The 21,142-nt window shown below is 56.6% G+C and carries 22 protein-coding genes and 1 pseudogene; 16 read left to right on the top strand and 7 right to left on the bottom strand.

Going from position 1 to position 21,142, the window contains the following annotated elements:
* Window positions 1-14 precede the first annotated feature (14 nt).
* Both ACOCF6_RS09910 and ACOCF6_RS09915 read right to left on the bottom strand, forming a co-directional pair.
* Window positions 15-1,283 carry an ABC-F family ATP-binding cassette domain-containing protein gene (locus tag ACOCF6_RS09910; protein WP_482463320.1) on the bottom strand — a complete coding sequence of 423 codons (1,269 nt, stop codon included), beginning with the start codon at window positions 1,281-1,283 and terminating at the stop codon, window positions 15-17.
* A 102-nt stretch (window positions 1,284-1,385) separates the two neighbouring features.
* Window positions 1,386-1,913 (bottom strand): annotated as a pseudogene (locus ACOCF6_RS09915) (ATP-binding cassette domain-containing protein); the annotation flags it as partial.
* Between the two features lie 252 nt (window positions 1,914-2,165).
* Between ACOCF6_RS09915 and ACOCF6_RS09920 the strand changes: the two are divergent.
* Entirely contained in the window at window positions 2,166-2,897 is a 732-nt protein-coding gene (locus tag ACOCF6_RS09920) for a carbonic anhydrase (RefSeq protein ID WP_482460222.1), read from the top strand.
* A 251-nt stretch (window positions 2,898-3,148) separates the two neighbouring features.
* On the opposite strand, the gene ACOCF6_RS09925 is transcribed toward ACOCF6_RS09920, so the two are convergent.
* Both ACOCF6_RS09925 and ACOCF6_RS09930 read right to left on the bottom strand, forming a co-directional pair.
* On the bottom strand, window positions 3,149-4,225 hold the full coding sequence (locus ACOCF6_RS09925) for an IS110 family RNA-guided transposase (RefSeq protein ID WP_482460223.1): 1,077 nt from the start codon (window positions 4,223-4,225) through the stop codon (window positions 3,149-3,151).
* 152 nt (window positions 4,226-4,377) lie between these two features.
* On the bottom strand, window positions 4,378-4,893 hold the full coding sequence (locus tag ACOCF6_RS09930) for an O-acetyl-ADP-ribose deacetylase (RefSeq protein ID WP_482460224.1): 516 nt from the start codon (window positions 4,891-4,893) through the stop codon (window positions 4,378-4,380).
* Window positions 4,894-4,915: 22 nt separating this feature from the next.
* Between ACOCF6_RS09930 and ACOCF6_RS09935 the strand changes: the two genes are divergently transcribed.
* From ACOCF6_RS09935 to ACOCF6_RS09970, 8 genes are all read left to right on the top strand, one after another.
* The gene (locus ACOCF6_RS09935; RefSeq protein ID WP_482460225.1) at window positions 4,916-5,743 is read left to right on the top strand and encodes an SCO family protein; all 828 of its coding nucleotides are present in this window, start codon (window positions 4,916-4,918) and stop codon (window positions 5,741-5,743) included.
* Window positions 5,740-7,356, top strand: coding sequence for a cytochrome c oxidase subunit I (gene ctaD, locus ACOCF6_RS09940; protein WP_482460226.1), 1,617 nt, complete (start codon window positions 5,740-5,742; stop codon window positions 7,354-7,356). The genes ACOCF6_RS09935 and ctaD overlap by 4 nt, the downstream gene beginning before the upstream one ends.
* The gene (locus ACOCF6_RS09945; RefSeq protein WP_482460227.1) at window positions 7,353-7,955 is read left to right on the top strand and encodes a cytochrome c oxidase subunit 3 family protein; all 603 of its coding nucleotides are present in this window, start codon (window positions 7,353-7,355) and stop codon (window positions 7,953-7,955) included. The genes ctaD and ACOCF6_RS09945 overlap by 4 nt, the downstream gene beginning before the upstream one ends.
* Before the next feature lie 10 nt (window positions 7,956-7,965).
* The gene (locus ACOCF6_RS09950; RefSeq protein WP_482460228.1) at window positions 7,966-8,250 is read left to right on the top strand and encodes a cytochrome C oxidase subunit IV family protein; all 285 of its coding nucleotides are present in this window, start codon (window positions 7,966-7,968) and stop codon (window positions 8,248-8,250) included.
* Window positions 8,251-8,277: 27 nt separating this feature from the next.
* Window positions 8,278-9,183 carry a cytochrome c oxidase subunit II gene (gene coxB / locus ACOCF6_RS09955; protein ID WP_482460229.1) on the top strand — a complete coding sequence of 302 codons (906 nt, stop codon included), beginning with the start codon at window positions 8,278-8,280 and terminating at the stop codon, window positions 9,181-9,183.
* Window positions 9,180-9,998 carry a UbiA family prenyltransferase gene (locus ACOCF6_RS09960; protein ID WP_482460230.1) on the top strand — a complete coding sequence of 273 codons (819 nt, stop codon included), beginning with the start codon at window positions 9,180-9,182 and terminating at the stop codon, window positions 9,996-9,998. Before coxB ends, ACOCF6_RS09960 begins: the two co-directional genes overlap by 4 nt.
* Before the next feature lie 408 nt (window positions 9,999-10,406).
* Window positions 10,407-12,053 (top strand): methyl-accepting chemotaxis protein, encoded by a 1,647-nt coding sequence (locus ACOCF6_RS09965; RefSeq protein WP_482460231.1) that lies wholly within the window; start codon window positions 10,407-10,409, stop codon window positions 12,051-12,053.
* A 57-nt stretch (window positions 12,054-12,110) separates the two neighbouring features.
* Window positions 12,111-12,416, top strand: coding sequence for a YkgJ family cysteine cluster protein (locus ACOCF6_RS09970; RefSeq protein ID WP_482460232.1), 306 nt, complete (start codon window positions 12,111-12,113; stop codon window positions 12,414-12,416).
* A gap of 312 nt (window positions 12,417-12,728) precedes the next feature.
* Here ACOCF6_RS09970 and ACOCF6_RS09975 read toward each other — a convergent pair whose 3' ends face one another.
* Together ACOCF6_RS09975 and ACOCF6_RS09980 are read right to left on the bottom strand one after the other, a co-directional pair.
* Window positions 12,729-13,484: an ATP-binding protein gene (locus ACOCF6_RS09975; RefSeq protein WP_482460233.1), complete on the bottom strand. Its 756-nt coding sequence runs from the start codon at window positions 13,482-13,484 to the stop codon at window positions 12,729-12,731.
* Window positions 13,485-13,546: 62 nt separating this feature from the next.
* Window positions 13,547-13,891 carry a nitrous oxide-stimulated promoter family protein gene (locus tag ACOCF6_RS09980; RefSeq protein WP_482460234.1) on the bottom strand — a complete coding sequence of 115 codons (345 nt, stop codon included), beginning with the start codon at window positions 13,889-13,891 and terminating at the stop codon, window positions 13,547-13,549.
* 133 nt (window positions 13,892-14,024) lie between these two features.
* Here ACOCF6_RS09980 and mobB point away from each other — a divergent pair, with 133 nt between their 5' ends.
* Genes mobB through ACOCF6_RS09995 form a run of 3 tightly spaced genes read left to right on the top strand, consistent with a single transcriptional unit; the run spans window position 14,025 to window position 15,937 of the window.
* Window positions 14,025-14,537 carry a molybdopterin-guanine dinucleotide biosynthesis protein B gene (gene mobB / locus ACOCF6_RS09985; RefSeq protein WP_482460235.1) on the top strand — a complete coding sequence of 171 codons (513 nt, stop codon included), beginning with the start codon at window positions 14,025-14,027 and terminating at the stop codon, window positions 14,535-14,537.
* Complete coding sequence (moaA, locus tag ACOCF6_RS09990; RefSeq protein WP_482460236.1) at window positions 14,524-15,504, top strand: GTP 3',8-cyclase MoaA; 981 nt, start codon at window positions 14,524-14,526, stop codon at window positions 15,502-15,504. The genes mobB and moaA overlap by 14 nt, the downstream gene beginning before the upstream one ends.
* 4 nt (window positions 15,505-15,508) lie before the next feature.
* A complete protein-coding gene (locus ACOCF6_RS09995) occupies window positions 15,509-15,937 on the top strand; it encodes an MOSC domain-containing protein (RefSeq protein ID WP_482460237.1) in 429 nt (142 codons plus the stop codon).
* 15 nt (window positions 15,938-15,952) lie between these two features.
* On the opposite strand, the gene ACOCF6_RS10000 is transcribed toward ACOCF6_RS09995, so the two are convergent.
* Window positions 15,953-16,270, bottom strand: a complete 318-nt coding sequence (locus tag ACOCF6_RS10000; RefSeq protein WP_482460238.1) for a hypothetical protein — start codon at window positions 16,268-16,270, stop codon at window positions 15,953-15,955.
* A 715-nt stretch (window positions 16,271-16,985) separates the two neighbouring features.
* On the opposite strand from ACOCF6_RS10000, the gene ACOCF6_RS10005 reads away from it, so the two are divergent.
* The 4 genes from ACOCF6_RS10005 to ACOCF6_RS10020 all read left to right on the top strand — a co-directional run bounded on the left by ACOCF6_RS10005 (window position 16,986) and on the right by ACOCF6_RS10020 (window position 21,141).
* Complete coding sequence (locus ACOCF6_RS10005; protein WP_482460239.1) at window positions 16,986-17,429, top strand: AlbA family DNA-binding domain-containing protein; 444 nt, start codon at window positions 16,986-16,988, stop codon at window positions 17,427-17,429.
* 30 nt (window positions 17,430-17,459) lie between these two features.
* A complete protein-coding gene (locus ACOCF6_RS10010; protein WP_482460240.1) occupies window positions 17,460-18,395 on the top strand; it encodes an ATP-binding protein in 936 nt (311 codons plus the stop codon).
* Window positions 18,396-18,530: 135 nt separating this feature from the next.
* On the top strand, window positions 18,531-18,647 hold the full coding sequence (locus ACOCF6_RS10015; RefSeq protein WP_482463322.1) for a type I restriction enzyme endonuclease domain-containing protein: 117 nt from the start codon (window positions 18,531-18,533) through the stop codon (window positions 18,645-18,647).
* A gap of 139 nt (window positions 18,648-18,786) precedes the next feature.
* On the top strand, window positions 18,787-21,141 hold the full coding sequence (locus ACOCF6_RS10020) for a DNA translocase FtsK (protein ID WP_482460241.1): 2,355 nt from the start codon (window positions 18,787-18,789) through the stop codon (window positions 21,139-21,141).
* The last annotated feature ends 1 nt before the right edge of the window (window position 21,142 follow it).

Consider the following 21,142-nt stretch of genomic DNA (forward strand, 5'->3'; position numbering starts at 1 on the left):
GGCCGTTATCAGGTTTACCCCGACAACCCTTCCCACTCTCCATACAGCTCCTCCAGGCGGGCATTCAGGGCGGCATGACGCTCGCCACCGGCCTTGCCCCGCTCCAGATCGTCAAAGAACCCGGGCTGTCCCATCTCCTCTTCCAGACGGGCAACATCAGACTCCGTAGCAGCAATCTCCCTCTCGATCTCACCCAGCCGCTTCTTGAGCTTGTCGTCCTCGCGCTTGCGCTGTTTTTCTTCCTCACGGCTGCGCTTGCGCTCTTCCTTGGGCTGCTCAGGCAGCGCATCCGGAGCTGTTGTGCTGCGGGGCTCTTCGGTGTTTGGGCTGCCAGAAGCGCCTGCCAGACCCTCTTTTTTGGCGAGGAAATACTCGTAGTCGCCGTAATAGTTTTCCAGGCCGCCTCCCTCTACCTCGATGATGCGGGTGGCCAGGCCATTGACGAAATAGCGGTCATGGGAGACAAACACCACCGTACCCTCGAAGCTCTTCAGGGCATCCAGCAACACCTCTTTGCTGAACAGGTCCAGGTGGTTGGTCGGTTCATCCATCAGCAGCAGGTTGGATTGGCGCAGCAGCATCTTGGCCAGGGCCAGACGGTTACGTTCGCCTCCCGAGAGAACACCGACCTTTTTGTGGATGTCATCGCCGGCAAACAGGAAGGCCCCCAGGATGTCGCGCAGTTTGGGTACCATCTCGTAGGGAGCATCGGCGTAGAGCTCATCCCAGGCGCTGCGATCAAAATCCAGTACATTGGCCTGATCCTGGGCGAAATAGTCCATGGTCACATGGTGGCCGATGACCCGCTCGCCCCCCTGGAATTCAGTCCCCGCCAATACGGACATCAGGGTGGATTTACCGGCCCCGTTGTGTCCCACTAGGGCCACCCGCTCACCCTTTTCAATCGTCAGGTCGATATTGTTCAGCACCACGTGACTGCCGAATGCCTTGGTCAGACCCTTCAGTTCTATGACGATCTTGCCGCTTTTGGGGGCATCGGGGAATTGGAAACGGATGCGCTTGCGCTCCGGCGGGATGACGATGCGTTCAACCTTCTCCAGCTGCTTGATGCGCGACTGGACCAGGGAGGCCTTGTTGGCCTGGTAGCGGAAGCGGCGGATGAAATCCTCCGTCTTCTCCACCTCGTCATCCTGCAGGCGCTTGGCCTCGCGAAGGGCCGAGACCCGCTCCTCGCGCTGGACCAGATAGCGGGAATAGCTGCAGTGATAATCCGCAATGGTGTGGTTCCAGACCTCGGCGATGCGGCTGCAGACCTGGTCCATGAAGAAGCGGTCATGGGAGACCAGGATCACCGAGCCGGGGTAGGAGCAGAGGTACTCCTCCAGCCAGTTGCGCGCCTCGATATCCAGGTGGTTGGTCGGCTCATCCAGCAGCAGCACATCCGGCCGCTGCAGCAGCAGCCGCGCCAATGCGATGCGCATCTGCCAGCCGCCGGAAAACTCGCCGCAGTCCCGGTACCAGTCATCCTGCTGGAACCCCAGTCCCTTGAGCACCGTACCGATCTCGGCCTCCATGGTGTAGCCGCCGCCATGGCGGAACTGTTCCTGCAATTCGCCGTAGCGCTGCAGCATCTGCTCGTGGTCGGGAGAGTCGTGCGGCTGTTGCTCCAATTCCTGCCCCAGCGTGTGCAGCTCCTCCTCCATGGCCAGCAGATCGCCGAAAGCAGAGCGGGCCTCGTGGAACAGCAGGCAGCCGGTGGTAACGATGCCGTCCTGGGGCAGATAGGCAGCGCGGGCGCCGCGGGCAAACTGGATCTCGCCCGCGGTCGGTTCGGAAAGCCCGGCGATGATCTTCATCAGGGTGGATTTGCCGGCGCCGTTCTCGCCGACAAGGGCTACCCGTTCGCGCTTTTTCAGGTGCCAGGAAATATTCGTAAACAGCGGTTTTCCGGCGAAGTCTTTGGAGAGTTGTTTGAGATGGAGCATAAGGATGTTGTAGCACATCAGTCCTGTGGCAACAAGGGGTTGTAACATCGACTGATGTTTCGAAATTCAATTTAATTACATTTCAATAAGGAATGAAGCTTGACAAGCTGCACGCAAGTCTGATAAAACCGCTCGATTTTTATATACCGTAAACAAACAGAATTTAATCGGGCACCCGCCCTAATCCGCCGTCAGGCACCCCCAGGAGGAAGCATCGAAATGAAGAAAGTTTTGTTAACCGCAGCAGCATGTCTCATGTTCGCAGTACCCGCATTTGCCGCCGAACTCAATTGTACAACCGGTACCTACAATTTTGGTGGAGTTTGCGCCAAGCCGACCCCTGAGCAGGGTCTGGAGCTTCTGCTGAAAGGCAATGCCAAGTTTGTCAAAGGCGACCTGGAGCTACTGAAAAAATATGCTACACCGGCCGAGCGCGTTGAGGTTGCAGCTGGCCAGAAACCGTTTGCCGTCGTGCTGACCTGTTCTGACAGCCGTCTGCCTGCAGAAATTATTTTTGACAAAGGTCTGGGCGAAATCTTCGTTGTTCGCGTGGCCGGTAACATCGTCGCCCCCCACGAGTTGGGCTCCATTGAGTATGCCCTTGAGCACCTGGGCGCCAACCTGATCGTCGTTCTGGGCCATGAGCGTTGCGGTGCTGTCAGCGCAACCTACGGTGCATATCCGAACGCGGTTGAAGGCAACATCGGCAGCCTTGTTGAAGACATTACTCCGGCTGTCGCGGCTGTTCTGAATGGTCAGCCGAAAGCAGTTGGCACGACTGCTCAGGCAGCTCAGGTTGAAGAGTGCATCATTGAGAACATCAAGCTGGTTTCCGAGCATCTCGAAGCCAAGTCACCAATTATCAAAGAGTACGTTGAGTTGAAGAAGGCCAAGATCGTTCGCGCCAAGTACGACCTGGACAGCGGCTTGGTACAGGTTCTGGGCGAATAAGCGTTTCTTGAAATAGAGTCGTGTGAGGGCAGGGTTTTTATCCTGCCCTTTTCTTATGTGGCTATCTGTCAAGCTTATTTCAAAGAGCGTGTTTTGGTTTAGTCTTACCTTCTCCCTGGGCATCTACATATGTGGATGCCTTTTCTTATTCGCGCCGATTTCACGCCAAGTACCGATCCGGTACCAAGAGAAGGTTCGCCATTTTTTGTCCGCCACTGGTATGGCAAAAGGGCCGTCGCGACTTTACTGATTCAGGCCGTAGCCTGCCGATAACGGCGATGTTCGATACAAAGACGCCAGAGGATAATTGCCAGGCGTCGCGCTAAAGCTGCGATGGCTTTCTGGGCAATTCCGGTTTTGCCTAACAGACGCCGGTATATACTGTCGGCATAGTCATCTCTTGCCCTCCACATCCATGCGGCTTCAATCAACAAGCTGCGCAACCTGGTTTGGCCGACCGGAACCAACCGTCCGGAGGGTGTCTTGTTCCCGCTATGCCGTACGACAGGAGCTAGTCCGAGATAACTGGTTACTTCTTCAGGTCTCTTAAACCGATCAGGCCTGAACAACTCAAGTGCAAAAGTGGTTGCGACTGTCGGACCTACACCGGGAACTGACTGTAGGCATGCTATGCTGATGGCCACTTCTTGCGGTTTCGGCAGTGATTTCAGCTGGTGTTCGACCCTGCGCAGTTCTTCCTGGTTAAATATCAACTCGCGCAGGTAGCTTTCCAGTGTTTCCTGTGCAGATGGTTCGGTTGGCAGAGCACGCAGTGCAGTCTCTGCGCCCTGCTGCCAATGCTCCAATTCTTTCGGTTCGTTGATGCCAATGAAGAGAAGTAATCCTTTAATCCTCTGCTTGCAGCGTCTTACGGTATCGACTACCATATGGCGGCGGCGCAACAGTGTCCGACGGGCTTCTTCCTCAGGTGTTGGTATGGCGATCGACCTCAACATTCCCTTGGCAGCATATTCAGCCAGTTTCAGGCAATCGAGTCGATCACACTTGGCACTAGGAGTTACCGAACGGGGAATCTTGCTCGGTGCGGCAACGATCACCGGAATACTGGCATCATTGAGTGCTCTGGCGAGGGAAAAACCAGTAGGACCGGATTCATATGCAACAGCGCCGATCTGAATGCCCAAACCGGTAAGCAGGTCAACTACAGACTGGGGTGAGGCGGGAATCACCATAGATTGAGCGCGACCGTCAGACCGGCGAAGAGCAGCATGATAGCTGCGCTTGTGCACATCTATACCGACATAGAACAGGTCTTGTTCAAAACCGGTAACAAAACATTGCAAACCTGATAAACTGTTCCTTGCCATGTTGGCCTCCTTGTTTTTTGATTGGTGCTTTGACACTTCCAATCATACAAAACTTAGATAGCCAGCATGGTATTTTTTGTGTGCTTGCTGGATTGCCAGTCGAGAGGTGGATCAGTTCGTGTGATTCATTGAACAGAGGAAATACTGAATTATCAGATGCCGAGGCTGGCCGCCGCTTCGGTGTAGACCTGCTGGGTTGCGGCGTTGTACTGAACAAAGACAATCCGTTCGAAGCTGCCCGTTGCCTCAGCCTCTTTGGCCGTCGCAAGTGCGATGACCGCCCCTTGCCGCATGGGGTAGCCGTACACGCCACAGCTGATGGCCGGAAAGGCGATGCTTGTAACGCCATGCTCCCGTGCTACCTGGAAGCAGCGTTGGTAGGCGCTGCGTAAAAGTTCCGGTTCACCATGTGCACCATCCTTCCAGACCGGCCCGACAGTATGGATGACGTATCTGGCGGGCAGATTATAGCCCCCCGTGATCTTGGCATCTCCGGTCTCGCAGCCGCCCAGCCCGGCGCATTCCTGCAGCAGGCCCGGCCCGGCAGCGCGATGGATGGCGCCGTCAACCCCGCCACCGCCCAGTAGCGTGTTGTTGGCGGCATTGACAATGGCATCAACCGCCAGTGTGGTGATATCGGCCTGAATGATTTCAATGGTAGTTTTCATAGGTTTTTGATATCAGTTTTCCATGGATTTGCAAACTGTTTTACGAAAACTGTGGCGCCTGGGTTGCATTGTTCTGCTCATGTTCGGTATATTTTGCCCCGTACCGTCGCCTCTGCACGCCACCGCAGCCGTCCAGACAACGTCGACGGATGTTGTGGAACGCCTGGGTACCAAAATCCCTCTCGACATAACCTTTCGTGATGAGAGCGGCGCGACCGTTCACCTGGCTGACGTGGTGACCGGGCCGACCATCATCCTGCCGGTTTATTACAGTTGCCGTAACGTCTGCGCCTACCAGCAGGGAAGGATGGCTGGTACCCTGCAAACGCTTGAACGTCAGCCGATAAGGGATTATAAGGTTATTTCGATCAGCTTCGATGAGACTGAAACGCCGGAGATGGCCGCCCGGAGCAAACGCACCTACCTGACCGCCATCAGAACGCCTTTTCCTGCAGAGGGCTGGCGCTTTCTGACCGGGGACGCGGCCAGTATCGGCCGTTTTACCGAGGCCATCGGCTACCATTTTCAGCGCCAGGGGGATGACTTCATCCATCCGGTCGCCAGCGTGGTGGTCTCTGCTGACGGCACGATCATCCGCTATCTGTACGGCATCGCCGTCCTGCCCAAGGACCTGGCACTGGCAATTGCCGAAGCAAAAAGCGGCGTAGCCGGGGCATCGGTCCGCAAGCTGATGGACTACTGCTTTACCTTTGATCCGGAAGGCAAGACGTACGTGTTCAATCTGCTGCGGGTAAGCGCCACAGTTGTTATCCTGTGTGCAGGCGGCTTCCTGCTGTTTCTTCTGATGACCGGCAAGAAACGCAAACGCGCACAATCGGAGGATTCATGACATCGGCTGAACAGGTTGACGGAGGGTTCTGGAACGATACCGGCAGAACCGGCATCAGCTCCTGGATCTTCTCCATCGACCACAAACGGATCGGGCTGCTCTATTTCTATTCCACCTTCGGCTTCTTCCTGGTGGGGGTACTGCTGGGGCTGCTGATCCGGATCGAACTGATGGCACCCGGCCGCACGATCATGGGCGCCCAGTCCTATAACGCCCTCTTTACCGTGCATGGCGTGGTGATGATCTTCCTATTCATCATCCCCGGCTTTCAGGGATCCTTCGGCAACCTGGTCATGCCGATCCAGATCGGCGCCCGCGACGTCTCCTTTCCCCGCCTGAACCTGTTTTCCTGGTGGCTCTACATGATCGGCGCCACCATCATCCTGACCGCGCTCTTCACCGGTGGCGGTCCGCCCGACACCGGCTGGACCTTCTACGTCCCCTTCAGCGCCCGTACCGGCACCAACGTCTCCCTGGCTGTCTTCGGGGTCTTCATCGTCGGCTTTTCGTCAATCCTGACCGGCCTCAACTTCGTCACCACCATCCACCGCCTCAGGGCCCCCGGCATGACCTGGGGCCGGTTGCCGCTCTTCGCCTGGTCCCTGTATGCCACAGCCTGGGTGCAGATCCTGGCCACGCCGATCCTGGCCATCACCCTGGTGCTGGTCATGGCCGAGCGCATGCTGGGCACCGGCCTGTTTGACCCGGCCAAGGGTGGCGACCCGCTCATGTACCAGCACCTGTTCTGGATCTATTCCCACCCGGCGGTCTACATCATGATCCTGCCGGCCATGGGGGTGGTCTCGGACATCATCCCGGTCTTTTCGCGCAAGCCGATCTTCGGCTACAAGATGATCGCCTTCTCCAGCCTGGCCATTGCCGCCTTCGGCTCGCTGGTCTGGGGACACCACATGTTCACCAGCGGCATGAGCGACACCGCCGTGCTGGTCTTTTCGTTCCTGACCTTTATCGTGGCGATCCCCTCGGCCATCAAGGTCTTCAACTGGGTCTCGACCCTCTACAAGGGCTCCATCTCCCTGGAGGCCCCCATGCTGTTCGCCCTCTCCTTCATCCTGCTCTTCTCCATCGGCGGCCTGAGCGGACTGATCCTGGGGGCGGCCGCCACCGACATCCACGTGCACGACACCCATTTCGTGGTGGGACATTTCCATTACGTGATCTTTGGCGGCTCAGGTTTCGCCTTCTTTGCCGCCATGCACTACTGGCTGCCCAAGTTCTACGGCCGCCGCTATGCCGAGGGTCCGGCCATCGTAGCCTGGGCGCTGATGTTCACCGGCTTCAACATCCTCTACTTCACCATGCAGGTGCTCGGCATGCGGGGTATGCCGCGCCGCTACTACGACTATCTGCCCGAATTCGCCACCCTCAACCTGGTCGCCACGATCGGCAGCTGGATCCTGGCATTTGGTTTGATCATCATGCTGGTCAACCTGTTCCGCGGACTTTACCGGGGCGCACCCTTCGTGGGCAACCCCTGGGGCGGCGCCACCCTGGAGTGGAGTATCCCCACGCCGCCGCCCACGGAGAATTTTATTGAGGAACCGACCGTGACCCACGGGCCCTATGATTTTAACGGGATAGCAAAACCATGACGCACTCACAACACAAGGACTACGCCGGAGCCAAGCTGGGCATGTGGCTGTTCCTGTTCACCGAACTGCTGCTGTTCGGCGGCCTGTTCCTGCTGTATGCGGTCTATCTGAAACGCTACCCGCAGGAGTTCGCTGCCGGAGGCAAACAGCTGGACTGGGTCATGGGTACAGCCAACACAGTCATCCTGCTGACCAGCAGCCTGTCTGCCGCCATGGCGGTCAGTGCCGTGCAGCGCGCAGAGACCCGCCGGGCCGTGGGGCTGATCTGTGGTACCATGCTCTGCGCCGCCGGCTTCATGATTATCAAGTACATTGAATGGGGCACCAAGATCGGCCACGGCATCTACCCCGGATCCGCTCATCTCAAGGCCGGTGCGCCGGGGGAATCGGTATTCTTCAGCCTGTATTACATCACCACCGGCATCCACGGACTGCACGTGATCATCGGCGCGGCGCTGCTGGCCTGGATCGCCATCAAGGTCAAATCAGGCGCAGTCAATGGCAGTGACTTCATTCTGCTGGAAAACGGGGCACTGTACTGGCACCTGGTGGACCTGATCTGGATCTTCATCTTCCCGCTGTATTACCTGGTTCTGTAAAGGCTCTGCCATGAACGATCAATCGCACCACATCATAAGTTACCGAAAACTGACCGGCATCTGGCTGGCGCTCTTGGCACTGACCGCCCTGACCGTCGGCATCACCCGCCTGGACCTGGGCGGCTACAAGGTGCTGGGGGCATTGGCCATTGCCTGCCTCAAGGCCGGGCTGGTGATCGCGGTCTTCATGCACATGCAGTATGAGGAGCGGCTTCTGCGCTGGCTGCTGTTCCTGGCCCTGGCGACTCTGGCCATTTTTATCGGCCTCACCTTTTTTGATGTGCTCTACCGTTAATACTTTTTTCCGGGCTGAGGAACTACTGTGAATCCTGCACGTTTGATGTCTACAACCGAAGCGATCGACCCGGTCTTCATGTTTATCTTCGGGGCCTGCCTGCTGCTGCTGCTCGGCATCACTGCGGCCATGCTGTTTTTTGTCATACGCTACCACCGCTCACGATCACCGGAAGCGACCTCGCAAGCCGAGGGCAATCTCTGGCTGGAGATCGTCTGGATCGTGCTGCCGACCCTGCTGGTGCTGGCCATGTTTTACTACGGCTGGGCTGGCTACCTGTCCCTACGCAACGTCCCCCCGGGGGCACTGGAGGTGACCGCCACGGCCCGCCAGTGGTCGTGGAGCTTCAGCTATCCCAACGGCAGGACCAGTCCGAAATTGTATGTGCCGGTTGGCAAGCCGGTCAAGGTCAACCTGGTGTCGCAGGATGTCATCCACGGCTTCTTCCTGCCGGCCTTCCGTGTCAAGCGGGATGTGGTGCCGGGCATGAAGAACCATGCCTGGTTTGTAGCGTCAAAATCGGGCAGCTACGACCTGTTCTGTTCCCAATACTGCGGCACCGACCATTCAGCCATGATCACCACGGTCGAGGCGCTGCCCGAGGCAGCATTTACCGCCTGGCTGGAGAAGGGAGAGGGCGTTAATGAACACAGCGGACATGAGCTGCTGGAAAAGCATGGCTGCCTGGGGTGCCATTCGGAGGATGGTTCAACGAAGGTAGGCCCAAGCTTCAAGGGGATCTGGGGACGCAGCGTTACGGTTGTGACAGGCGGTGCGGTACGGGTTATCACGTCGGACGAAGCCTATCTGCGGCGCTCCATCCTTGAACCGGGTGCCGACATAGTCAAGGGCTTCCCGCCGATCATGCCCCCCTTCTCGCTCAAGGACGAGGAGCTCAAAGCAATTCTGGAATACCTGAAAGGGCTCAAATGATCCGCGACCTGGCCAGCCTGTTCCGCCTGCGCCTGGCATGCCTGAACGGTGTGGCGGCCCTGGGGGGTTATGGCCTCTTCCCGGCGCAGATCCGGGCGATGACACTGCTGGCCGCCTTCAGCGGAGTCACCCTGCTGGCCATGGGGGGCTCGGCCCTCAACCAGGTGCTGGAGCGTGACCTGGATGCCCTGATGACCCGCACCAGTCAGCGGCCGCTGCCTACGGGACGTCTGTCCGCAACTACCACTGTCCTGGCCGGATTCAGCTCCATTTTGGCTGGCCTTGCCCTGCTCGCCATGATCGGCGGGCTTCTGCCCCCCCTGCTCGGCATGACAGCCCTGGCGTGGTACCTGGCCGTCTATACCCCGCTCAAGTGTAAAACACCACTGACCCTGCTGCTGGGGGCACTGTGCGGGGCCTTCCCGCCTCTGATCGGCTGGTGCCTGGCCGGCGGCACACCGACCGATTTCCGCATCATCACCCTGGCCGGTCTGCTCTTCCTCTGGCAGATTCCGCACTTCTGGCTGCTGCAGGAACGCCATCAGGCCGATTATCGTCGGGCAGGAATTCCTGTTTTCGAAATAAACACCACGCCGGTCGGCCGAAACCTGCTCTTCTGGCTCTGGCTGATCGCCTTCATCGCGGGTGCCATGCTCCTGCCGGCCTTCGGCATGATCGGGCGGCCCATAGCCCTGTGGTATGTTGCCTTTCCCTTGCCGCTGATATTCCTTGCATCACTGCGTTCCAGGAGTTTTCTTTTCACCTACCTGAACCTCTTTCCCCTGCTGCTGACGCTGCTCCTTTTTTTTGCGTAACAAGACATGAATACTCACGGACAAAAGCCATATCTGATACCGCTCTTTCCAAGGCTGCCCCTGGCTCTGGTTCTGTTGGCAGTTGGTTGAATTTTTGTTTGCTCCATCTACCGGGAACATGGACATATTCGCAATTCTGCGCGTCAGATGCCGGCGCTGGTAGATACGGTGCGACTTTCAATCGCCCGGAGACATCGGACGACGTGTAACATCCGGCTACAGTGGAGAAAGGACGCTTCTGTCGCGAACTTAGCTGAAGGGATCAATTGCCTGTTGCAACGGGCATGAATTCAGTGTATCAATCCCCGACTATTGCAGGAATTCATACGTCATACCGAACGTACTAAAGTTTAATCATATTTATGGCACATATGATCACACGTCTACAAAACCTGGGAGATGCTTTGCATGAATTTCACCATTAAAACCAAAATCATGATCATACTGCTGGTGGGATGCATTTCGGTAACTGTCGCGGGGGTTCTCGGATTGGTCGGGATGAAGTCCAGCAACGATCAGATCGAAACGCTTTACAAGGAGAACCTGACGAGCGTCACTCAGCTCAGCCAGATCATGGGTCTGATGCGTGATAATCGTATCCAGCTGCTGCTTTCGCTCCAGCATGACCCCCGCAACCCGGATATCGTCAAGATGCACGATCACGGCCTGCCCTTCCATACCGATCAGGTCATGAAGAATATCGATGAGATTACGGCTATCTGGAAAGAGTACACCAGTGGTTCGATGAGCGCGGAAGAGAAACGATTGGCTGATGATTTTGCCGAAAAACGGGCTCTTTTCGTCAAAGAGGGTCTGCTGCCGACACGCGAAGCGATCCAGGCGGGAAAGTTCGAAGAGGCGGTAGCCCTGACCTTGAAGAAGATCAACCCGTACTTCAAGGCTGCCAACGATGCGGCCATCAAATTGTATGAAAACGAAAAATCCCTCGCAAAAAAATCACACGAGGAGGCTGTCAGCCACTATCATACAACCATGCTGCTCGTCACAGGAGCAATAGTTGTCTCCATAATTATCTCGCTAATTTTAGGCGTTTTTATCATCCGCTCCATCTCCTCTGCAGCCGCTTCCCTGATACGGGCCAGCGGTGCCATGGCCAAAGGAGACCTTTCACAACGGGTCCGACTGGCCAGCAGGGACGAATTTGGGACGATTGGCGACTCCTTTGACACCATGGCCGATTCGTTCTCTCAGGCGCTCCATAAGGTGGCGGAGAGTTCATCCCAGGTATCAGCGGCAGCATCCCAGGTGAACTCAACCGCCGAGCGCATCGCCACCGGCGCCGAGGAGGTTGCCTCCCAGGCTGCAACCGTGGCCACAGCCGGCGAAGAGATGTCGGCCACCTCCGGCGATATTGCCCAAAACTGCCAGTCAGCTGCCGAAGGGGCGCAGCGGGCCTCAAGAACGGCTCAGGCCGGGTTTGATGTGGTCAAGCACACCATCGACGGCATCAAGTTCAGAGGCGCCAAGACCCGCGAAAATGCCAGGATCGTCGAGTCGCTGGGCAAAAGATCCGACCAGATCGGGGACATCGTGGCCACCATCGAGGACATCGCCGACCAGACCAATCTTCTGGCCTTGAACGCAGCCATCGAGGCGGCCCGTGCCGGTGAACAGGGACGCGGCTTTGCGGTCGTTGCCGACGAGGTCCGGGCCCTGGCCGAACGCACCACCCGTGCCACCAAAGAGATCAGCGAGATGATCAAGGCAATCCAGTCGGAGACAAAACAGGCCATCACTTCGATGGAGGATGGGGTCAGAGGCACCGAGCAGGGAGCCGTTGAGGCCGCCCGGCTGGAAACATCGTTAAGCGACATCCTGCAGCAAATCAACGACGTGGCCATGCAGGTCAACCAGATCGCTACCGCCGCAGAGGAGCAGACCGCCACCACCAGTGAGATATCCAGCAACATGCATCAGATAACCGAAGTCGTGCAGCAGACCTCGCACGGAGCCCATGAATCCGCTACTGCGGCGGCGCAGCTAAGTGGCAATGCGGAAGAACTGCAAAGGCTGGTGCGACAGTTTAAACTGTGAAATAATATCAGGAGAAGCCGCAACTACCATGACACTTCCGGACAGGAGGTTACTGTCATGCCCCTCACCAACCGCTCCAGGACAAAACTCAGAGGCGTATTGCTTGACCAGCCGCACGACGGCAATGATCACTGCCAGGGGTGCGGCGGTGCCTGCTGCCGCTCCTTCTCGGATGTCGCCCTGACCTGGGATGAGTACAAGCGGCTCCAGGTGCTGGGCGCCACCCGTCTGCAGCTCAGCCTGATCGGCCCCCATCGCCTGGTGATCGACTATAACTGTGAATTTCTTGTCGCTGGCCGCTGTAGCATTTACGAAGACCGGCCGGAAATCTGCCGGCGCTTCAGCTGCGTCAATTTGACGTGAAACCTCAACCTATAAAAACATTTGAAACTGGGATGAATAGATAAACACAGATAATTAAATGCAAAAATTGTAAACCAAAGAGGTGATGGACTTATCGTTAGAATCTTTAGTAAGTTAGAAATTATTTTCTGCACTTTTTGGCAAGAAAATAATTTCGTTAACGCACTTATCCAGTTTATCTGGGCTAGGTTTTATCCGTGTTCATCCTATGTATCTGTGGTTACCTGCCGTTTTTAGGATCAAATAAAAAAGCTCCTGTCAGGGACTCGGAAGAGGCTGACAGGAGCTTTTTCATTTTCGAACAGCTCTGACCTACCCCTTGATATCGCCTTTGATACCGATCGTGATTTCCTTGTACGGGATCTGCTTGCCGCTGGCAGCAAGGGCCTGGCGGGCCGCAACAGCGATGCCGCCGCAGCAGGGCACTTCCATCTTCAGCACCGTAATGCTTTTGACATCCGACTTCGTAAACAGCTCGGTCAGCTTCTGCTGGTAAAAGTTGTTGTCATCCAGCTTGGGACATCCCATCACAACCGCTTTTCCCCGGAGGAAATCCTCGTGATAGCCGGCGTAGGCAACCGGCACGCAATCGGCCGTGATCAGCAGGTCGGTTCCCTGGAAATAGGGCGCAGTGGTGGACACCAGGCTGAGTTGGACCGGCCATTGACCAAGCTGGCTCTGGCGACTGCCGGCTGCAGCGGAAGTTGTTTCCTGGGATCCTGCATCTTTGCTCAGGTCAGGCCTGGCAAAACTCATGGCACGTGATCCGGGGCAACCGCCGCCATGGTGGGCAGCAGCTGGCGGGGTATGGGCCGGGGCAGGTTTACCTTGGGCTGTCAGGTGTTTTGCCACCGCGACCTCGTCAAACTCATCGGCCTCGCGCTCCTCAACGGTGATAGCGTCCATCGGGCACTCACCCAGGCAGGCGCCCAGTCCGTCGCACAGATTCTCGGCCGCCAGCACCGCCTTGCCGTTAACAATGGTGATGGCCCCTTCGGCGCAGGAAGGTACACAATCCCCGCAGCCGTTGCATTTGTCCGGATCAATTTTTACAATCTTTCGTAGCATGTGTAGCTCCTTTTTCTGTCCTTGTTTTGTTAGATATCGTTATTTCTCGGTATTGCGGAATTTCAAAAAAAATAATGCCAGACATAATCCAGCCGCCCCCGCAGCATCAATCTCCGCCCGGCATAGGACATGATCTCCCGCACCTTCTCGCGACGCGGTCCGTCATAACAGTGGATCCGGCAGTGCTTGCAGCTCGGCTTCTCTGCCTCCAGCGGGCATTTCAGGCGCTTGGTGAAAGCGTACTCCAGAAAGGCTGCACATTCCGGGCAGACCCGACGCTCACCCAGATCTGCCGGCAGCCGGAAGGCCGTACGTTCGGCCGCAGCATGTTTCCCGGCGCAGTACACCTCGACAAACTTTCCGATTAATCTGATATCGTTTTTCTGGTTTTTTGTCAGCGTGTTCATGGTTGTCATCCTGCCTCACATGGGTCCGATCTTACATGACACAGGTCAAGAAAATCAGCTTTTCCTTTGCAGCACCCATACCTTTGCGCTACATTCTAATCAGCATCTATATGAAACCAAGTGGAGACACCCCATGATCGCCAAAGCCGTCTCATTCGTCGCCAAGTCCAATACGGGCAAGACGACCCTGCTGGAGAAGGTCATCGCAGAACTCAAGGGTCGCGGCTACCGCGTAGGGGTCATCAAGCATGATGCCCACCGCTTTGACATCGACCATCCCGGCAAGGACAGCTACCGCCTGACCGCAGCCGGTGCCGACACCATGCTGATCTCGTCGCCGGAAAAACTGGCCATAGTGAAACGGCACACTGAATCGCCCCCCATCGAGAAACTGATCGCCACCTATTTCGGCGATGTGGACCTGATTCTGACCGAAGGCTTCAAGAAGAGCGGCCTGCCCAAGATCGAGGTGCACCGCGCCGAGCGGAGCCCGACTCTGCTCTGCCGCGGGGAACAGCACGACCCCAGCCTGATAGCGGTGGCCAGCGATGAGCCGCTGGAACTGGACGTGCCGCTGCTGGACCTCAACAACCCGGCCCAGGTGGCCGATTTTGTCGAAAAGCACATCATTCATGCAACTGACTGACTCCCACGGGAGAACCATCAACTACCTGCGCCTTTCGGTCACCGACCGCTGCAACATGCGCTGCTTCTACTGCATGCCCAAGGAAGGTATCGTCAATAAGGGGCACCATGCGGTTCTCAGCTACGAGGAACTGCTGCTGATAACCGAGACCGCCGTGGGGCTGGGGATCGAAAAGGTCCGCATTACCGGCGGCGAACCGCTGGTGCGGGCGGGCATCACCGGCTTTCTGGAAAAACTGGCGGCCATCCCCGGCCTGCAACACCTGGCCCTGACGACCAATGGTCTCCTGCTGGAAAAGCTGGCTGCCGACCTGTACCGGGCCGGGGTGCAGCGCCTGAACGTCAGCCTGGATTCGCTTGATCCCCGGACCTTCAGCGAGATTACCCGCGGCGGCAACCTGAAGACCGTTCTGGCCGGAGTGGATGCGGCCGAGCGGGTCGGGTTCCCGCCCCCCAAGATTAACTGCGTGATCATGCGAGGCGTCAATGACGCTGAAATCCTCGATTTTGTCGAAATGACCCGCACCAGGGGCAATTCGATCCGCTTCATCGAGTATATGCCGGCAATCAAGGAAGATGGCTGGCAGCGCTTCTGTATTTCCGGCGAGGAGATCCTGCAGCGCATTTCAGAGCACCACACCCTGGAAACAATCGACAAGGGCCCCTTTTCCGGCCCTTCCCGCGATTTCCGCATTCCCGGCGCACAGGGGAGCATCGGCATCATCACGGCCGTATCCGGCCATTTCTGCAGCGAATGCAACCGCATCCGGGTCACCTCCACCGGACAAGCCAAGGGGTGTCTCTTCAGCGATGAACGGACCGACCTGATGCCGTTTCTGCGGCCGCCGGACCGCGCAAGACTGGAGGAGGTGCTGAAGAAGATCGTCTCGGACAAACCTGAACGTCACGATATCTCTACGGATGGCTACACCCACAAAAATTTCACGATGTCACAGGTAGGAGGATAGTTAGATGGCTCACGTGCTGGCGGTCTGTATCAGCGAGAACAAGGGTGAACGCAAGAAGCCGGTGGCAGAGGCGGAGCTGCGCGAGAACCACGGCATTATCGGCGACGGCCATGCCGGTGACTGGCACCGCCAGGTCAGCCTGCTGGCGCAGGAAAGCATCGACAAGATGCGGGCCATGGGGCTGGATGTGAATGCGGGCGACTTTGCCGAAAACATCACCACAGTCGGCATCGATCTGGTCGTTCTGCCGATAGGCACACGGCTGCAGGTCGGGGGTACACTGCTGGAGGTGACCCAGATCGGCAAGGAATGCCACACCCGCTGCGCCATCTACTATCAGGCCGGCGACTGCGTCATGCCCAAGGAGGGGATCTTCGCCAGGGTCATCAGCGGCGGGGCCATCCGTCCGGGAGATGATATACGGGCGATGTGATCGCTGATCCCAGCGTTATTTTTTTCTGTCCGCGTTGATATGCAGCTGGCAGTGCAGGCATTTTCTCAGGTACAGCAGGGTCATACCATGCAGGTGAAAGTAATTGCCGCAGCGGGGGCAGCGGGTAATGGCCGACATGAGCGTGGCAACGAACAGAACAACAACCCAGGCCCCGATGGCGATGGCAATTGAAGAGTATTTCGGTGAGATTTTTTGAACTGCCCACATGGCGGGCATGTAAATGAGAATGGTGCCGAAGAAATACCGGCGCCGGCGCCGAATCAGGCTGAGCGCCGGTCCATAGTTTTCCTCCGGGGTCTGAACTTCATCCATACACAGTCTCCTGCATGCGAATTCCTGCGCTGAGGCATCCTTGATTCATCCTATAGCATAATTTATTGCTGCAGCAGCAAATAATCTAAAACAGATCCCAGATGTATCACCGGCCCTGCATGATTCCTCATTCAGGGCCGGTTTGCATTGGTAAGCTACAAATTATTTCTGAACATTTCTGGCACAAAAACCATTTGCTAACACACTTTTCTGTTTTTTGGGGTTTACCCCTCTTTTACTGGAGATAGCAGGGGTTTCATGCTATTTTCCGTGTCAGTACCAACTCTGGAGAAACTATCTAAGGCCATCAAGAGCGCGATGGAGTCAATTTAGCCTGAAAAAGCGAGAGTACCAACAGGGTCGCGTCTCAACCACGTACAAAATTTAAGTTGAGAATTAGAAATTAGTACCGTACTTGTGAAGGGCTACGGATTAATAACGGGACCATAAACGTCAAGGGGAGCGAGAGGTGAAAGATACTGCGTTGTGATTATAAAAACAAAAGGCCCCGGCGCATCCGCCGAAGCCTTAAGCCGACCGAGCATCCCCAGTCCCGACAATAGTAATAAATTTTTTGGTGGGTTTTGTCAACGTAAAGGGCCGTTTACTCTTCAGGAAAAATGGTATGTTTTCCTGAAAAAATATCTGAGTAAAACAATGCAATCTACTGTAAATAAAGTACGTTACAAAATATATGGTCACGGCAGGGTGTAGGATGAACGTCTCTCTAGTACAACTGGAACAATGGCTGCTTGCACCTTCCGAAGATGAGCATCTTGAGTTCAAGGAAGCAAAGAACGACTACGATTTTGAAAAGCTCGTAGGGTACTGCGTTGCCTTGGCCAACGAGGGTGGCGGCCATATGGTGCTTGGCGTTTCTGACAAACGGCCGCGCAAGGTTGTTGGTACCAAGGCTTTCGATATCCCGGCACGAACTGTGGCTGGAATCTACGAACGCCTGCACTTCAGGATAACTTCAACTGAGCTTGACCACCCGGATGGTCGGGTTCTGGTGTTTACCGTTCCATCCCGGCCAGCGGGCCAGCCCATAGAGTATAAAGGCCGTTATTTCATGCGGGCGGGTGAGGAACTGGTGCCGATGACGCCCGAGCAACTTAAGAAGATTTTTTCCGAGGGGCAACCCGGGTTTCTCGATTAAATTGCTGTAAGCCATCTTTCCGCTGATGAAGTGGTTGCCAAACTGGATGTTCAGACTTTTTTCGATTTGCTCAAACTCCCCCTGCCTTCAGACCGCGAAGGGATAATCTCCCGCCTACTCAGCGAAGATCTGGTCCGCCACAATGGTACTCAGCTTGCGATAACCAATCTCGGTGCGGTACTGCTGGCAAAGGACCTACGGCAGTTCGAGACGCTACGACGCAAGACGCCACGGGTGATTGTCTATAAGGGAAAGAACAAGCTTGATACAATTCGCGATCAAATGGGTGCGAAGGGGTATGCAGTTGGTTTTGAGGGCCTTATTTCGTACATAAGCAGTCAGTTGCCAGCTAACGAAGTGATTGGCAAGGCTCTGCGGGAAGAGACGCAAATGTATCCTGAGATTGCCATCCGTGAACTTGTGGCAAATGCGCTCATCCACCAGAATTTTGAAGAGACTGGCTCCTCTGTGCTGGTTGAAATCTACACTGATCGAATCGAAATTGCTAACCCCGGCAAACCGATGATCCCGACGGAACGATTCGTTGACGAGTACAAATCTCGCAACGAGAGATTGGCCGACTTGATGCGTCGCATGGGTATTTGCGAAGAAAAGAGCAGCGGCATCGATAAGGTTATTTTCAGTACCGAATATTATCAGCTGCCTGCCCCAGACTTTCGTGTCGGGACACACCATACGTCGATTGTGCTGTTTGCCCACAAGGATTTTACCGAGATGGACAGTAATGAACGGGTAAGAGCTTGCTATCTGCATTGCTGTCTCCGCTACGTCAACAATGAAAAAATGACAAATCAGAGCTTGCGCGAGCGGTTTCGTCTGCCCGATAACCGATCTGAAACTGTTTCACGCATAATTGCTGATGCACTTGACGCTGGAGTTGTGAAGCTTGATGATCCAGAAAATCGCTCCAAACGCTATACGCGGTACACCCCATTCTGGGCATAGCGGTTTTCATTTAGGCGTAACCCAATGTAAACACCGCTGCCAGGACAAAATTGCAATAAAAACAGAGTGTTGTTTATTTAGGCGTAAAACCGGCTGCTAACATCAAAGAACAGTACAGTCAAAATCACCGAAAAGCTGCGCAACTTGGTGCGGCGGACGCTACGCAAATGGAAGTATCCGCCGGATAAGCAGGAAGATGCGCTGGATCTGGTGCTGAAGCAAGCGGAAGTCTTGTGCGCGGGATGGTCTTGATCTGGTCAAGTCCCCCCGAGAAGTTCGTAGCGCGCTGCTGATGCGTATTCTGTCGCAACCACCGTTTTTTTCCTTTGCCTCCCCCCCTCGATTACAGGTAATATGACCACGTTTATCCACTTATAAGGAACCCCGCTACATGAGCACCAACGACCAGAAAAAAGAAAAACTCACCAAAGAACTGCAGGGCATGGCGCTGGGCACGGTCGGCAGTTTTATCCTGCTGGCGTTTTTGACCTTTAATACCGCCGATGTTTCCTGGAACAGCTATTCCAACGAGGGGGGCATCAACAACCTGGGAGGCCGCCTGGGCGCCCAGGTGGCCGACCTGTTTTTCAGCGGCTTCGGCCTGGCCTCCTACCTGATCCCGCTGGCGCTGCTCTACATGGCCTACACCCTGTTCCGCTTCAAGGAGATCCGCCTGCGCTCCTACAAGCTGCTGGCTTCGTTCGGCCTGATTTTCTCGCTCTCCACGCTGTTTGCCTTCTTCCGCGATACAACCACGCTGTTCGGCCAGCAGGTTGCCACCGGCGGGGCTGTGGGCAAACTGACCTGCACCCTCCTGAAAAACACCGTCGGCGCCACCGGCGCCATGCTGCTGCTGCTGCCGCTCCTGGCCGCCTCGATCATGATCCTGTCCAAGTTTTCCTTTGTGCTGTTTGCCGGCTGGTGGCTGGAGAACTTCAAGCAGAAGTGGGCGGCCTGGCAGGAGCGCCGGGCACTCAACCGCAAGGAACTCCAGCGCGAAAAGGCCAAGCAGGAAGGGATGCCGGCCGCGTCTCCAACAGGCCCGATTATCAAGCCGGCCGTACCTCCTCCGCCGATCCTCAACACCTTCCGGAAGGACAAGGAGAAGAAGAAGGAAGCCGTCAAGACCGCCGCGGTGCAGGAAACCTTTGCCTTCATCAAGGCCGAGGGTGATTTCAAGACGCCCCCCTTCTCGCTGCTGGACACCCCGCCGGCACAGGAGAAAAAGCTGGACCGTGACACCCTGACCATGAACGCCCGTTTGCTGGAGAAAAAGCTCAAGGACTACGGCATCGACGGCGAGGTGGTCGAGATCTGCCCCGGCCCGGTCATCACCATGTACGAGTTCTCACCGGCCCCCGGCATCAAGATCAGCCGCATCGCCGGCCTGTCCGATGACCTGACCATGGCGTTGCAGGCCATGTCGATCCGCATCGTGGCGCCGATCCCCGGCAAGGGTGTCGTCGGCATCGAGGTACCCAACCGCGACCGCGACATGGTATTCCTGAGCGAGATCTTCAACTGCGAGGAATTCCACCACAACAAGATGAAACTGCCGCTGGCCCTGGGCAAGGACATCGCCGGCATCCCGGTCGTCACCGACCTGGCCAAGGCACCGCACCTGCTGGTGGCCGGCTCCACCGGTTCGGGCAAGTCGGTCTCGATCAACACCATGATCCTGTCGCTGCTCTACATGTTCGAACCGCGCGATGTCCGCATGATCATGGTTGACCCCAAGATGCTGGAATTCTCCATGTACGAGGGCATCCCCCACCTGCTGCTGCCGGTGGTGACCGAACCCAAGAAAGCCTCCCTGGCCCTGAAATGGGCGGTCAACGAGATGGAGCGCCGCTACAAACTGCTCTCAGACAAGGGTGTCCGCAACATCGACTCCTACAACAAGAAACTGGCCGGCGAGGCCCTTGAGCTGGAAGAGATGAACAGCGCGCTCCCCGAGGACGAGCTCATCATGGAGCTGGAGGAGATCATCGAGGAGGAAGGGGGCGAGGTGCTGGATGACCCGATCCCCTTTGTGCTGGACGACACGGAGGTCCTGGAACACGCCCATCTGCCCTACATCGTGGTGATTGTAGACGAATTGGCCGACCTGATGATGGTGGCCGGTCGCGAGGTGGAGGAGCATATCGCCCGCCTGGCCCAGAAGGCCCGTGCCTCGGGCATCCACCTGATCCTGGCCACCCAGCGCCCCTCGGTGGATGTCATCACCGGCCTGATCAAGGCCAACCTGCCGTCGCGCATCTCCTTCCAGGTCACCTCCAAGGTCGATTCACGCACCATCCTGGACTGCAACGGTGCCGAAAGCCTGCTGGGTGCCGGCGACATGCTCTACATGCCCCCAGGTACCTCGCGTCTGCAGCGTATCCACGGCGCCTTTGTCTCGGATGCCGAGGTGCAGCGCGTAGTGGATTTCCTCAAGAAGCAGGGCAAACCGGTCTACGAAAAGTCGATCCTGGAGATGAAGGATACGGACGAGAAGGGCGGTTCCGGAGACGAGGAGGAGCAGGACGAACGTTGGGAGGATGCCCTGCGCATCGTGGCCGAGACCAAGCAGGCCAGTATCTCCATGGTCCAGCGCCGCCTGCGCATCGGCTACAACCGCGCCGCCCGGATCATCGAGATGATGGAGAGCGAAGGCATGGTAGCCCCCAGCGACGGCACCAGCAAGCCCCGCGAAATCCGCCTGGATATCATCAATGCCTATCTGAATTCCCAGCTGACAAAGTGAG

The organism is Geobacter psychrophilus, assembly GCF_056821595.1.

What these genes read in the sequence shown, in the direction of transcription:
- ACOCF6_RS10005 (WP_482460239.1), top strand. Translation starts at nt 16,986, where the DNA reads ATGAACGTCTCTCTAGTACAACTGGAACAATGGCTGCTTGCACCTTCC.
- ACOCF6_RS09970 (WP_482460232.1), top strand. Translation starts at nt 12,111, where the DNA reads ATGCCCCTCACCAACCGCTCCAGGACAAAACTCAGAGGCGTATTGCTT.
- ACOCF6_RS09975 (WP_482460233.1), bottom strand. Translation starts at nt 13,484, where the DNA reads ATGCTACGAAAGATTGTAAAAATTGATCCGGACAAATGCAACGGCTGC.
- ACOCF6_RS09920 (WP_482460222.1), top strand. Translation starts at nt 2,166, where the DNA reads ATGAAGAAAGTTTTGTTAACCGCAGCAGCATGTCTCATGTTCGCAGTA.
- ctaD (WP_482460226.1), top strand. Translation starts at nt 5,740, where the DNA reads ATGACATCGGCTGAACAGGTTGACGGAGGGTTCTGGAACGATACCGGC.
- ACOCF6_RS09925 (WP_482460223.1), bottom strand. Translation starts at nt 4,225, where the DNA reads ATGGCAAGGAACAGTTTATCAGGTTTGCAATGTTTTGTTACCGGTTTT.
- ACOCF6_RS09980 (WP_482460234.1), bottom strand. Translation starts at nt 13,891, where the DNA reads ATGAACACGCTGACAAAAAACCAGAAAAACGATATCAGATTAATCGGA.
- ACOCF6_RS10020 (WP_482460241.1), top strand. Translation starts at nt 18,787, where the DNA reads ATGAGCACCAACGACCAGAAAAAAGAAAAACTCACCAAAGAACTGCAG.
- ACOCF6_RS09945 (WP_482460227.1), top strand. Translation starts at nt 7,353, where the DNA reads ATGACGCACTCACAACACAAGGACTACGCCGGAGCCAAGCTGGGCATG.
- ACOCF6_RS09965 (WP_482460231.1), top strand. Translation starts at nt 10,407, where the DNA reads ATGAATTTCACCATTAAAACCAAAATCATGATCATACTGCTGGTGGGA.
- ACOCF6_RS09995 (WP_482460237.1), top strand. Translation starts at nt 15,509, where the DNA reads ATGGCTCACGTGCTGGCGGTCTGTATCAGCGAGAACAAGGGTGAACGC.
- ACOCF6_RS09960 (WP_482460230.1), top strand. Translation starts at nt 9,180, where the DNA reads ATGATCCGCGACCTGGCCAGCCTGTTCCGCCTGCGCCTGGCATGCCTG.
- ACOCF6_RS10000 (WP_482460238.1), bottom strand. Translation starts at nt 16,270, where the DNA reads ATGGATGAAGTTCAGACCCCGGAGGAAAACTATGGACCGGCGCTCAGC.
- ACOCF6_RS09935 (WP_482460225.1), top strand. Translation starts at nt 4,916, where the DNA reads ATGGATTTGCAAACTGTTTTACGAAAACTGTGGCGCCTGGGTTGCATT.
- moaA (WP_482460236.1), top strand. Translation starts at nt 14,524, where the DNA reads ATGCAACTGACTGACTCCCACGGGAGAACCATCAACTACCTGCGCCTT.
- ACOCF6_RS09930 (WP_482460224.1), bottom strand. Translation starts at nt 4,893, where the DNA reads ATGAAAACTACCATTGAAATCATTCAGGCCGATATCACCACACTGGCG.
- ACOCF6_RS09910 (WP_482463320.1), bottom strand. Translation starts at nt 1,283, where the DNA reads ATGGACCAGGTCTGCAGCCGCATCGCCGAGGTCTGGAACCACACCATT.
- ACOCF6_RS09950 (WP_482460228.1), top strand. Translation starts at nt 7,966, where the DNA reads ATGAACGATCAATCGCACCACATCATAAGTTACCGAAAACTGACCGGC.
- mobB (WP_482460235.1), top strand. Translation starts at nt 14,025, where the DNA reads ATGATCGCCAAAGCCGTCTCATTCGTCGCCAAGTCCAATACGGGCAAG.